Raw genomic sequence first — 12084 nt, forward strand, 5'->3', positions numbered from 1 at the left:
GAAGGGGAAAGAACGATGATGCTGGGACGGGCGCTGACGGGAATGGCATTGCTGCTGGCGGGTGCCAGCGCGGGATCGCTGGCAGGCGCCCAGCCGCAGCAGGCGGCCCCTGCCGCTCCCCAGGCGCGCTACAGCTACAGCCAAGTGATGGTGCCGATGCGCGACGGCACCCGTCTGCAGACGGTGATCCGCCGGCCGCTCGACAAGCAGGGTCCGCTACCGATCCTGCTCCAGCGCTCGCCCTATGGCGTGCCGCCTGCCAGCGCGGTCGGCCGCGAGCGCAGCCTCGAGTTCATGGAGCCGGACGGCTACATCCTCGTCCACCAGAACATGCGCGGCCGCTTCGAAAGCGAAGGCACGTTCACCATGTCGATGGCGCTCCAGCCGCAGGGGGCACAGGGCGTGGACGAGGCGACCGACGCCTATGACACGATCGACTGGCTGGTGAAGAACGTGCCTGCCAACAACGGGCGCGTCGGCATGATGGGCGTGTCCTACCCCGGTTATGCGGCCGCCGTCGCGCTCGCCCGTCCGCATCCGGCGCTCAAGGCCGTCAGCCCCCAGGCGGCGTGGAACGACTGGTGGATCAACGACGACCTGCATCGCTACGGCGCGATGCGGCTCTCCTATGCGACCGACTGGCTCTACCCGCTCCAGAACAACAAGCAGGGCGAGAGCTTCGAAACCGGCGCCTACGACAGCTACGAATGGTTCCTGAAGCTCGGGCCGATCGAGAACCTCGACAAGCGCCACTTCAAGGGCAGCGTGCCGCAGCTGACGCAGATGATCGAGCACCCGGATTACGACAGCTTCTGGAAGGGCCAGCACTGGACCGACCGGCTGGGCCGCTCGACCGTGCCGACGCTGCATGTAGCCGGCTTCTGGGATCAGGAGGACCCGCTCGGCAGCTGGAAGATCTATGAAAAGATGGAGGCCGATGATCCGGCCAACAACAACATGATCGTGGGCGGCCCCTGGGCGCACGGCAGCTGGCGCCAGGCGGCAAGCGACATGGGCCATTTTCCGATCCCCGGCACCAGCGGTACCGATTTCCGCCGCGACATCGAGGCGCCGTTCTTCCGCTACTGGCTGCACGGCAAGGGACCGAAGCCGGGGTTCGAGGCGAAGATGTTCCAGTCGGGCAGCTGGACGTGGAAGAGCTATCGCAAATGGCCCGCGCCCGGCACAACCGCGACCGCACTCTACCTGCGCGCAGACGGCTCGCTGTCGTTCGAGGGCGCGGGAGACGCCGGCCAGTGCCGCGAGTTCGTGTCCGATCCTGCCAACCCGGTGCCGTTCCGCGAGCGGCCGATCTCGCCCACCTATCCGTCGTTGGAATGGCGGTGGTGGGAGGCAGCGGACCAGCGCTTCGTGGAGAACCGCCCGGACGTGCTCAGCTGGACGAGTGCGCCGCTCGAGAAGGATCTGACGGTGACGGGCGATGTGGCGGCGACGCTGATGGCCTCCACCTCCGGCACCGACAGCGACATGGTGGTCAAGCTGATCGACGTCTATCCCGACAACGTCGAGCCCACGCCGTCTCCGGCGCAGATGGGCAACTACGGCAAGTCGCTCAACGGCTATCGCCTGCCGATCGCGATGGAGGTGCGGCGCGGGCGCTGGCTCGACGACTGGTCGACGGCCAAGCCGCTGGTCCCGAACCAGGTGCGCGCCTGGGACGTTCCGCTGCGCGACCATGATCATGTGTTCAAGGCAGGCCACCGCATCATGGTGCAGGTGCAGTCGAGCTGGTTCCCGGTGATCGACCGGAACCCGCAGAAGTTCGTGCCCAACATCTACAAGGCGAAGTCGGAAGATTTTGTGAAGGCGACCCAGCGGGTGTGCACCGGCAGCAAGGTGACGTTGCCCGTCATTCGCTGAGGCGGCGATCGGGCGCTATTTCCTTGCGAGTGGATCGCAACAGGAAATAGCGCCGCGTCCCGGCGTTGCTCCTTTTCCAGGGAGGAGCGCCCGATGCAGTTCAGGATCAACGGCCAGACTTATACGGCGGAGGTGGACGTGCGCACCTCGCTGCTCGACCTTGCGCGCGAGCATCTGGGGCTGACCGGCAGCAAGAAGGGCTGCGACCACGGCCAGTGCGGCGCCTGCACGATGCTGGTCAACGGACGTCGCATCAACAGCTGCCTGACGCTGGCGGTGATGCACCAGGACGACGAGATCACGACGATCGAGGGTCTGGGTGCCCCCGGCGCCTTGAACCCCATGCAGGCGGCGTTCGTGAAGCACGACGGCTTCCAGTGCGGCTATTGCACGCCGGGCCAGATCTGCTCGGCGATGGGCATGCTGGACGAGATCGCAAAGGACTGGCCGAGCCATGTCACCGCGGACCTCGACTCGGTGGAGTTCACCGACGCGGAGATCCAGGAGCGGATGAGCGGCAATCTGTGCCGCTGCTCGGCTTATCCCAACATCGTCGAGGCGATCCGCGAGGCGGCCGAGAGCCAGCGGCTGGCGGAGGCGGCGGAATGAAGCCGTTCCAATATGCGCGGGCGACCACGCCCGAGGACGCCGCGCGGGCAGGTACGGTCGATGGTGCGAAGTTCATCGCGGGCGGCACCAACCTGCTCGATCTGATGAAGCTGCAGGTGGAGACGCCCGAGCAGATCGTCGACATCAGCCGCCTCGACCTGAACCAGGTGGAGGAGACGGAGGACGGCGGCCTGCGCATCGGTGCGCTCGTGCCCAACGCCGATCTCGCCGCCCACCCGCTGGTACGGCAGCGGTACGAGGCGCTGTCGCGGGCGCTGCTGGCGGGGGCGTCGGGGCAGCTGCGCAACAAGGCGTCGACCGGGGGTAATCTGCTCCAGCGGACGCGCTGCTACTACTTTTACGAGACCGGCGACGCCTGCAACAAGCGAACGCCAGGCAGCGGCTGCGCGGCCCGCGACGGCTTCAACCGCATCCATGCCGTGCTGGGCGCGTCCGAGGCGTGCATTGCGACGCATCCGTCGGACATGGCGGTCGCGATGCGCTTGCTGGACGCGACGGTCGCGACCCAGCTGCCGGATGGCGATCGCCGCCGCCTGCCGATCGCCGACTTCTACCGCCTGCCCGGCGACACCCCGCACATCGAGAACGTGCTCCGCCCGGGCGAGCTCATCACCCATATCGAGCTGCCAGCCCCGCCGCCGGGGCGGCAGCTTTACCGCAAGGTACGTGATCGTGCTTCCTATGCCTTTGCGCTGGTGTCGGTGGCGGCGGCGATCGCCGTCGAGGACGGACGCATCGCGTCGGCAAAGCTCGCCTTCGGTGGACTTGCGCACATGCCGTGGCGGGACGGCACCGTGGAGGAAGTGCTGGTGGGCCAGGCGCCTTCCGACGCGCTGTTTGCGACCGCGGCCGACACGCTGCTGCGCGACGCGCGCGGCTATGGTCACAACGACTTCAAGATCCCGCTCGCGCGCCGCGTCCTGATCGCGACCCTCAAGGAGCTCACCGCATGAGCGACAGCACCACGCTCAAGATGGACGTGCCCGTCCCCGCCAGCCTGCTCGATATCGGCACGCAGGGGCTGATCGGCCGGCCGCTCAACCGCATCGACGGGCCCCTGAAGGTCGCCGGACGGGCGACCTATTCGGCGGAATATGCGCTGCCGGACCTGGCGTACGGTTATCTGGTGCAGGCGAAAGCCGGACGTGCCCGCGTCACCGGCATCGACACGGCCGCGGCGCTGGCGATGCCGGGGGTGCTCGATGTGGTGGTCGACCTCGACACCTTCATCCGCAACCCGCAGCAGGGCGGCTCCAACAAGGCGCCGACGCAGGGCGTCGAGGAAATCCACTATTTCGGCCAGGTGGTCGCGATCGTCGTCGCCGAGACTTTCGAACAGGCGCGAGATGCCGCCGCTCGCGTGCACGTGGCCGTGGAGGACAAGCCGGGGCTGTTCGAATTCGACAGTCGCCTGCACGAGGCGCACAAGCCCAAGGGCGGATCGACCGAGCCGCATGTCGCGACCGGTGACCCGGACACGGCGCTGGCGCAGGCACCGGTGGTGCTCGACGCCGTCTGGACCACACCCAGCCAGAACAGCGCCGCGATGGAGCCGCATGCCTCGACGGCGGTGTGGGAAGGGGATGCGCTGACGGTCTATGGCTCCTACCAGATGCCCGCCTCCGACAAGCAGCAGCTTGCGCAGGCCTTGGGGATGAAGCCGAAGAAGGTCCGCATCATCTCGGCCTATGTGGGCGGCGGCTTCGGCTCCAAGCTCGGTATCGCGCCGGAGGTGGTCGCAGCGGCGCTTGCGGCCCGCAAGCTCGGCCGGCCGGTGAAGACGGTGATGAGCCGCCAGCAGGTGTTCGACGCTACCGTCCGCCGCTCCAACACGCACCAGCGGATACGGCTCGGCGCCGGCGCGGACGGGCGACTGACGACGGTCGTGCACGAGACCGTGTCGAGCAACATCGAGGGGGAGGAATATTTCGAGCCCGCCGGTGTCTCGACCCACTTCCTCTACGCCGGCGAAAACCGCCGCATCACCCACGACCTGTTGCCGATGGACTGGCTGCTGTCGGGCTCGATGCGCGCGCCCGGAGAGGCGGCGGGGATGCTCGCGCTCGAAGCCGCGATGGACGAGCTTGCGGAAAAGCTGGGCATCGACCCGGTCGAGCTGCGCAAGATCAACGATCCCGAGCAGGATCCGCTGAAGGGCGTTCCCTTCTCCACCCGCCAGCTGACGCGCTGTCTGGACGAGGGTGCCGCGGCGTTCGGCTGGAAGGATCGCGATCCGACACCGGGCGCTCGGCGCGAGGGTGAATGGCTGATCGGCCACGGCATGGCCGCGTCCGCGCGTTCCAACCAGCTGCAGGAATCGCAGGCGCGGGTTTCGATCGGGGCAGACGGTCGTGCGACGGTCGAAACCGACATGACCGACATCGGCACCGGTACCTACACGATCCTCGCGCAGATCACCGGCGAGCTGCTGGGGCTCCGGCCCGAGTGGATCGACGTGCGGCTGGGGGATACGGACACGCCGCCGGGTGCGGGTTCGGGCGGCTCCTGGGGCGCCAGCAGCAGCGGATCGTCCGTCTATCTCGCGTGCGAGGCGCTCCGCGCAAAGATCGCCGCGGCCATGGGCTGCACCGAGGAGGAACTCACGCTCAAGGACGGGCGGGCAATCGCGCAGAACCGCAGCGTTCCGCTTTCCTCGCTGGTGGGGGAAGGGCTCTCTGCCGAGGGCACCATCAAGCCGGGCAAGCTGGAGGAGGAGCGGCGCCAGGCCTCCTACGGCGCGCACTTCTGCGAGGTGCGGGTGAACGCCGTCACCGGCGAGGTGCGCGTGAAGCGCTTCGTCTCAACCTTTGCCGCCGGGCGGATCCTCAACGAAAAGACCGCGCGATCGCAGTGCATCGGCGGCATCGTGTTCGGCATCGGCGCGGCGCTGACGGAAGAAGTGGTGCACGATCCGCGCTCGGGACGGGTCGTGAACCACGACCTCGCCGAATATCACGTGCCGGTGAATGCCGACATCCCGCACATCGAGGTGCATTTCCTTCCCGAGCGCGACCAGTTCGCCAACCCGCTCCAGTCGAAGGGGTTGGGCGAGCTCGGCATCTCGGGCGCGGGCGCGGCCGTCGCCAATGCGATCTACAACGCGACCGGTGTGCGGATCCGTGACTATCCGCTGACGCTCGACAAGCTGCTGCCCGGACTGCCGGCCGTATGAGCCGCAACGGTTGCTGCGGCGCTGCGGATCTGCGAGCGGGTGCCGATGGCCGATAACGACAGCGTCCTTTCCGCCGCGCGCGCCTGGCAGGGCGAGCCGCTCGCCATCGCCACGGTGATCTCGACCTGGGGATCGGCGCCGCGCCCGCGCGGGAGCCATATGCTGGTCCACGCCGATGGCCGGTTCGAAGGCTCGGTGTCGGGCGGGTGCGTGGAGAGCGATATCCTCGCCACCGCCGCCGAGGTGATCGCCGGCGCGCCGTTCCAGCGCAAGCGCTACGGCGTGGCCGATGCGGCTGCCTGGGAAGTCGGGCTGCCCTGCGGCGGCGAGATCGAGGTGATCGTCCAGCCGGTCTCCGCCACGGGCTTCGATCCCGAACTGTTCGACCGCATCGCCGAGCTGCGTGCCGACGGCCAGGCGCTGACGGTCGAGACGGATCTGGAGACGGGCCATAGTACGCTCCGCGACGAAGGCTCGGCCGAAGTCTTCCGCAACCGCTATGATCCGCCGCGACGGCTGCTGATCGTCGGTGCGGTGCAGATCGCCCAATCGCTCGCGGCGCTCGCCACGACGCTGGGGATCGCCACGGTGGTGATCGACCCTCGGGCGCGCTTTCTTACCGAAGAGCGCTTCCCCGGGGTGGTGCTCGACGATCGCTGGCCCGACGAGGCGATCGAAGCGCTGCGCCCCGATCCCGCCACCGCGGTGGTCACGCTCAGCCATGACATCAAGATCGACGATCCCGCACTGATCGCCGCGCTTGCGAGCCCCGCGGCCTATGTCGGCGCGCTGGGATCGAAGCGCAGCCATGCCGCGCGGCTGGAGCGGCTGGCCGCGGCCGGCGTGTCCGCCGATGCGCTGGCGCGGATCGACGGCCCGGTCGGGCTCTCGATCGGCGCGATCGGGCCTGCGGAGATCGCGCTGTCGATCGCCGCGGCGATGGTCCAGGCCTTTCATGCTCCGCGCTGAAGACACTGCGCTGGTGCTGCTCGCGGCCGGCCGCTCGCGCCGGTTCGGCGACGTGGACAAGCTCACCGAGCCCTTCCTCGACCAGCCGCTCGCCTATCATGTGGTGACGGCGCTGGAGGCGGTGCCGTTCCGCTGCCGGATCGCGGTGGTCTGCCAGACCAGCCTGGACTTCGCATCGCGTGGCTACACCGTGGTCGAGAACCCGGAGGCCGCGGATGGCCAGGCCGGATCGCTACGGCTGGGCGTGCAGGCGGCGATCGACCAGGGAGCGTCCGCGGTGCTGATCGCGCTTGCCGACATGCCGCGGGTGACTGCCACGCACATCTATCGGCTCCTCGACTATGCAGAGGGGCCGGATGCCGTGATCGCGTCCAGCAACGGCGTTCACCCGACGCCCCCGGCGCTGTTCGGGGCCGCGCACTTCCCCGACCTGCTGCGTTGCTGCGGGGACGAGGGCGCCCGCGCCCTGGTGCGTGGCGGGCACCATGTGATCACGCGCGCGGACGAGTTGATCGACATCGACACGCCCGAAGACTTGGCGGCGCTGCGCGCTGCCTATGAGGTCAAGACGGTCATTCGTGCCGGAGCGCGTCGATCGGATTGAGCCCCGCGGCCCGCCGCGCCGGGAAATAGCCGAACACCACGCCGATCAGCGCTGCGATCGCAAAGGCGATGAGGTTGATCTGCGGTTCGAACAAATAGGGGACCTGCATCACCGGGGCGAGGGCGAGCACCGCCAGCTGCGCGATCACCAGCCCGACGACACCCCCCAGGCAGGACAGCGCGATCGCCTCCACCAGGAACTGCATCAGCACCTCGCGCGCGACCGCCCCAATCGCCAGGCGGATGCCGATCTCCCGCGTGCGCTCGGTTACGGAGACCAGCATGATGTTCATGATGCCGATCCCGCCCACGACCAGGCTGATCGCGGCGACGGCGGTGACGATGCCGGTAAGCAGGGTCGTCGTGCCGGTCAGCGTGGCGGAGATCTGCGCGGTGTCGAAGATGTTGAAGTCATCCTCCTTGCCGCCGCTGATGTTCCGGCGCTCACGCAGCAGGTCGCTGATCGACGCCTGCACCGTGCTGCTTTCATAGGCGGCATCGACGCCTACCAGTAGCAGCCGGATGTCGCGGCTGCCGGTGAAGCGGCGCTGCACCGTCTTGATCGGCATGATGACCACGTCGTCCTGGTCGCCGCCAAAGCCTGCCTGGCCGCGCGTCGAAAGCGTTCCGATCACGTCGCACGAGACATTGCCGATGCGGAACCGGTGGCCGACCGCTTCGCCGCCCCGGAACAGGTTCTGCCGAACCGTGTTGCCGATAATGCAGACCGCCTTGCCCGCCTGTTCCTCGGCCGGCTGGAAGGTCCGGCCGGAGGTAAGCGGCCAGGGCTGCACACGGAAATAGTCGTTGGTGGTGCCGTTGATCGTGGTCGACCAGTTGGCACCGTTGTAGATCGCCGTGGCGGTCGACTGGGCCTGGGGCGCAACCGCGTTGACGCCCGCGACCTGCTCGCGGATCGCCTCGACGTCCGCTTCCTTGAAGTCGGGCGGGCGAGGGCCGCCGCCGCCGCGTCCGAAGCCCTGGCCCGGGCGGATCTGAAGAATGTTGGTGCCGAGTGCAGCGATCTGGGACTGCACGGCCGAGGTGGTCGCCTTGCCCAGCGTCACCATGGTGACCACCGCAGCGACGCCGATGATGATGCCCAGTGTCGTCAGGAACGATCGCAGCTTGTGGCGCAGGATCGAACGAACGGCGAGCAGGATGGTGGTACCCAGCATCAGTCGACCGTCTCGCCCTGGTGATGATTATGGTCGACGCGCTCGACCAGCCCGTCCTTGAAGTGGATGACGGTGCGTGCGAACGCGGCCATGTCCGGTTCGTGCGTGACCATCAGGACGGTGATGCCGCTCTGTGCGTTCAGTTCGCTGAGCAGCTTCATGATCTCGACGGATCGTTCGGAATCGAGATTGCCGGTCGGCTCGTCGGCAAGCAGCACGTCGGGCTGCGTCACGATCGCCCGGGCGATGGCGACGCGCTGCTGCTGGCCGCCTGAAAGCTCGGCCGGGGTGTGGTCCCACCATTGCTCGAGCCCGACCTTGGCCAGCGCCGCCATCGCCGCCTCACGACGCTGGGCCTTGGCGTCGCCGCGGTAGAGCAAGGGCAGTTCGACGTTCTCCAGCGCGCTGGTGCGGGCGAGCAGGTTGAACCCCTGGAACACGAAGCCGAAATAGCGGCGCCGCAACAGCGCGCGCTCGTCGTTCCCGAGGGTCTCCACATGATGCCCGCGGAACTCGAACGTTCCACTCGAGGGGACGTCGAGGCAGCCGAGGATGTTCATGGTCGTCGATTTGCCCGAGCCGGAAGGCCCCATCACCGCCACGAAGTCGCCGGCAGCAATGTCCAGGTCGACGCCCTTCAGCGCCTGGAACTGGGTCGCCCCCTCACCATAGACCTTGGTGATGTTGCGCAGGCGGATGATCGGCGCGGCGGGGTCAGTGGCCACGCTGGCCTCCCCCGCCGCCGGTCCCGCGCTGCCCGCGCGACTGGCCGCCGTCTGCCGGCGCGGTCTGCCCGGCCGCGAGCTGGCCGGTGATGACCTTCATGCCCGGTCGCAGGCCGCCGCCCACCACTTCGGTAACCTGGCCGTTGGTGTTGCCCGTGGAGATCTGCACCGGCTGCGGCTTTCCGTCCTCGCCCAGGATGTAGACGGTCTGCTGACCGCTCTTGGGGCGCGTCGCGCTCTTTTCCGCGCCGCTGCTGCGCCGCCGCGGTCCCGGCAGGAGCGCGCCGGTGATGCCGCCGCTGCCGCCGCCGCTGCCTGCCGTGGCGGTATCGGCTGCCGGCGTGAAGCGGAGCGCGGCATTCGGCACCAGCAGCACCTGAGGGCGCTCGACCGTGACGATCTCGGCCGTCGCGGTCATGCCGGGGCGCAGTCGCAGCTCCGGGTTCTCGACACTCAGCGTCGCCGCATAGGACACGACCTGGCCGGTGGTGCTGGTCGTCGTGGTGGAGGAGGATGAGGTCGAGCTGGCCGTCAGGTTCGAACCCAGGTCGACCCGGGTGATGCGCGCCGGGAAGGTGGCGCCCGGGAAGGCGTCAACCGTAAAGTCCGCGCGCTGGCCCTCCTTCACCTGGCCCACGTCCGCCTCGTCGATCGCGACCTCGAGCTTCATCGAGGAGAGGTCCTCGGCAATCACGAACAGGGTGGGGGTATTGAACGACGAGGCGACCGTCTGCCCCGGCTCGATCTGGCGGGCGAGTACCACGCCGTTCACAGGCGAGCGGATGACGGCGCGAGTGCGCTCGGTCTGGTTCGAGTTGAGCTGCGCGCGAGCGGAGACGACATTGGCCTCGGCCGCACGCACGGCGGCGACCGCACGGGCCGCGGCGGCGCGTGCCGTTTCCAGCTCCGTCTTGGCCGGAACCCGTCCGCCCGAAAGGCGGCTTACCTCTTCCAACCGGGCCAGCTGCGCCCGCGACTCCTGCTGGGTCGCCTTGGCCGTGGCCACGTCTGCCAGCCGGGCATTCAGCGCCGCCTGGCTCTGTCGGATCGAGTCGTCGAGCCGTTCGGGGTCGATCAGGGCGAGCGGCTGGCCGGCGGTCACACGGTCGTTGACGTCCACCGCCACCTCCGTGATCAGGCCCGAGAGTTCGGAACCGACCTCCACCTGATTGGTGGGGGCGAGCTTGCCGGTGGCGGAGACGGTCACGGTCAACGCGCCCCGGTTCACCGGCTCGGTCGCATAGGACACGCCGTCTGCACCGCGGAAGCAGCGCGACAGTGCGAAGATCAGCAGCAGCAGGACGACCGCGACGACGACCCACTTCAATCGCTGCCGCCAGCGGGGCACCGGCTTGGCGCCCAGGAAGTCGTTGAGTTCGGTGGAGGTGGGGTCGGCCATCAGCGATCCTGCGGGGTCTGTTCGGGCGGGGCGACGGCGGGGAAGCTGCCGGTGATGCGGGGAGTGTCACGGGTGTCGCCGCTGGGAATGGCGGCGGCCTCCCAGCCGCCCCCCAGGGCGGTGAAGAGCTGGACAAGCGCGCTCGCCTGGTCGGCCTGCGCCTGGACGAGGCCGTTGCTCGCCGAAAGCAGCGAGGCTTCGGCCTGATTCAAGGTCGTGAAGTCGGTCAGGCCCGCACGATATTGGCTGCGCGAGAGGATCGCGCTGTTGCGCGAGGCGTCCAGCGCCACCGCGAGTTCCCGGGCGCGGCGCTGCGCCGCGTCGAGCGCGACAATGGCGTTCTCCACGTCCTCCAGCGCCGTCAGTACCGCCGAGCGATAGGTGAGCAGCGCGCCTTCGGCCGCCGCTTCCTGCGAACGGACCTGCGACCGCAGCCGCCCGCCGTTGAAGATCGTCTGGGTGAGTCCCGCAAACAGGCCGCCGCTGATCACGTCGGTAAGGTCGCTGAGGCTGGTGGCGTTGGTATCGATGCTGCCGCTGATCGCGAGCGCGGGATAGAGCTGTGCCCGCGCCACCCCGATCTGCGCCGTCGCGGCGGCCAGGTTGCGCTCCGCTGCCAACACGTCGGGGCGCTGCCGGAGCGTGTCGGCGGGGATGCCCACGCCGATCGGCGTCGCGGCGATCGGGATCGGGCGCGTGGCCGCCATCGCCTCCTTGAGCGCGCCGGGCGCGCGACCCGTCAGCACGGCAAGACGGGAAACCGCCGAATTGTAGTTCGCTTCGATCGTAGGGATGGTGGCCGCAGTCTGCGCCCGCTGGGCCCGCGCGGTCTCCTCGTCGAGCGAGGAGACGAGTCCTGCCTGTACGCGGAAGCCGGCGATCTCCAGATTGTCGTCCTGAAGCGCCAGCGAACTGCGGGCATTGGCAAGCTGCGCCTGAGCAAGCCGGGCGGTGACGTAGTTGCGGGCGATCTCCGCCTGCTGCGCGATCAGCACCGTCGCATAGTCGAAGCGGCTCGCCTCTTCGCTCGCGCGGCTGGCCTCGATCGTGCGGCCGACCCCACCGAACAGGTCGGCCTGATAGCTGGCGTCTGCGCCCAGCGTGAAGCTGCCGCCGGTGCCGCGACTGATGTTGGTGACGGTGCCGTCGGGAAGCGTGACCGCGGCATTTCCGCCGCGCACGTTGAAGTTGCGCGAATAGCCGGCAGATCCCGACAGGCTGGGCAGCAGGCTGGCGCGGGACTGCAGCAGGGATTCGCGTGCCTGTCGCAGGCGGATGACCGCCTGGGCTACGTCGAGGTTGGTGGCCGCCGTTTCCGCTACGAGTTGGTCCAGCAACGGGTCGTTGAAGCGTTCCCACCACCGCGCGAGATCCTCACCCCGGTTCTGGTCCGCTGCGACGGAGTAGCGATCGGGGACGCCGAGCTCCGCGGAGGAAGCGGGCCGGTAATCCGGCCCCATCGCGCAGGCGGACAGGACGGCGGGAGCGGCGAGGAGAACGGAAAGACGCCGGATCGACATGGGCGCG

The 12084-nt window shown here is 68.7% G+C and carries 10 protein-coding genes; 6 read left to right on the forward strand and 4 right to left on the reverse strand.

Going from position 1 to position 12084, the window contains the following annotated elements; genetic code table 11:
• The first annotated feature begins 15 nt into the window (after positions 1-15).
• The 6 genes from EDF69_RS05045 (at position 16) to EDF69_RS05070 (ending at position 7256) form a co-directional block, all read left to right on the forward strand.
• A complete protein-coding gene (locus tag EDF69_RS05045; protein ID WP_239555300.1) occupies positions 16-1881 on the forward strand; it encodes a CocE/NonD family hydrolase in 1866 nt (621 codons plus the stop codon).
• A gap of 93 nt (positions 1882-1974) precedes the next feature.
• Positions 1975-2490: a 2Fe-2S iron-sulfur cluster-binding protein gene (locus tag EDF69_RS05050; RefSeq protein WP_132882442.1), complete on the forward strand. Its 516-nt coding sequence runs from the start codon at positions 1975-1977 to the stop codon at positions 2488-2490.
• Positions 2487-3464, forward strand: a complete 978-nt coding sequence (locus tag EDF69_RS05055; RefSeq protein WP_132882443.1) for an FAD binding domain-containing protein — start codon at positions 2487-2489, stop codon at positions 3462-3464. The genes EDF69_RS05050 and EDF69_RS05055 overlap by 4 nt, the downstream gene beginning before the upstream one ends.
• Positions 3461-5683 carry a molybdopterin cofactor-binding domain-containing protein gene (locus tag EDF69_RS05060; RefSeq protein ID WP_132882444.1) on the forward strand — a complete coding sequence of 741 codons (2223 nt, stop codon included), beginning with the start codon at positions 3461-3463 and terminating at the stop codon, positions 5681-5683. Before EDF69_RS05055 ends, EDF69_RS05060 begins: the two co-directional genes overlap by 4 nt.
• Before the next feature lie 45 nt (positions 5684-5728).
• Positions 5729-6652, forward strand: coding sequence for an XdhC family protein (locus EDF69_RS05065; RefSeq protein WP_132882445.1), 924 nt, complete (start codon positions 5729-5731; stop codon positions 6650-6652).
• Positions 6639-7256 carry a nucleotidyltransferase family protein gene (locus EDF69_RS05070; protein ID WP_132882446.1) on the forward strand — a complete coding sequence of 206 codons (618 nt, stop codon included), beginning with the start codon at positions 6639-6641 and terminating at the stop codon, positions 7254-7256. Before EDF69_RS05065 ends, EDF69_RS05070 begins: the two co-directional genes overlap by 14 nt.
• Here the strand turns inward: EDF69_RS05070 and EDF69_RS05075 are convergent.
• From EDF69_RS05075 to EDF69_RS05090, 4 genes are read right to left on the reverse strand one after another with little or no spacing between them, the layout of a single operon-like run.
• Positions 7225-8433, reverse strand: a complete 1209-nt coding sequence (locus EDF69_RS05075; RefSeq protein WP_132882447.1) for an ABC transporter permease — start codon at positions 8431-8433, stop codon at positions 7225-7227. The genes EDF69_RS05070 and EDF69_RS05075 overlap by 32 nt on opposite strands.
• Positions 8433-9158 carry an ATP-binding cassette domain-containing protein gene (locus tag EDF69_RS05080; RefSeq protein WP_132882448.1) on the reverse strand — a complete coding sequence of 242 codons (726 nt, stop codon included), beginning with the start codon at positions 9156-9158 and terminating at the stop codon, positions 8433-8435. Before EDF69_RS05080 ends, EDF69_RS05075 begins: the two co-directional genes overlap by 1 nt.
• Complete coding sequence (locus tag EDF69_RS05085; RefSeq protein WP_132882449.1) at positions 9148-10557, reverse strand: efflux RND transporter periplasmic adaptor subunit; 1410 nt, start codon at positions 10555-10557, stop codon at positions 9148-9150. Before EDF69_RS05085 ends, EDF69_RS05080 begins: the two co-directional genes overlap by 11 nt.
• A complete protein-coding gene (locus EDF69_RS05090) occupies positions 10557-12077 on the reverse strand; it encodes an efflux transporter outer membrane subunit (RefSeq protein ID WP_132882450.1) in 1521 nt (506 codons plus the stop codon). The genes EDF69_RS05085 and EDF69_RS05090 overlap by 1 nt, the downstream gene beginning before the upstream one ends.
• Positions 12078-12084: the final 7 nt, after the last annotated feature.

It is taken from the genome of Sphingomonas sp. JUb134 (genome assembly GCF_004341505.2).
In the GTDB taxonomy this organism is placed as follows: Bacteria; Pseudomonadota; Alphaproteobacteria; order Sphingomonadales; family Sphingomonadaceae; genus Sphingomonas.

Excerpts from the sequence above, each read along its gene's own strand:
- EDF69_RS05060 (WP_132882444.1), top strand. The coding sequence starts at position 3,461 with ATGAGCGACAGCACCACGCTCAAGATGGACGTGCCCGTCCCCGCCAGC.
- EDF69_RS05065 (WP_132882445.1), top strand. The coding sequence starts at position 5,729 with ATGGCCGATAACGACAGCGTCCTTTCCGCCGCGCGCGCCTGGCAGGGC.
- EDF69_RS05070 (WP_132882446.1), top strand. The coding sequence starts at position 6,639 with ATGCTCCGCGCTGAAGACACTGCGCTGGTGCTGCTCGCGGCCGGCCGC.
- EDF69_RS05055 (WP_132882443.1), top strand. The coding sequence starts at position 2,487 with ATGAAGCCGTTCCAATATGCGCGGGCGACCACGCCCGAGGACGCCGCG.
- EDF69_RS05085 (WP_132882449.1), bottom strand. The coding sequence starts at position 10,557 with ATGGCCGACCCCACCTCCACCGAACTCAACGACTTCCTGGGCGCCAAG.
- EDF69_RS05090 (WP_132882450.1), bottom strand. The coding sequence starts at position 12,077 with ATGTCGATCCGGCGTCTTTCCGTTCTCCTCGCCGCTCCCGCCGTCCTG.
- EDF69_RS05045 (WP_239555300.1), top strand. The coding sequence starts at position 16 with ATGATGCTGGGACGGGCGCTGACGGGAATGGCATTGCTGCTGGCGGGT.
- EDF69_RS05050 (WP_132882442.1), top strand. The coding sequence starts at position 1,975 with ATGCAGTTCAGGATCAACGGCCAGACTTATACGGCGGAGGTGGACGTG.
- EDF69_RS05075 (WP_132882447.1), bottom strand. The coding sequence starts at position 8,433 with ATGCTGGGTACCACCATCCTGCTCGCCGTTCGTTCGATCCTGCGCCAC.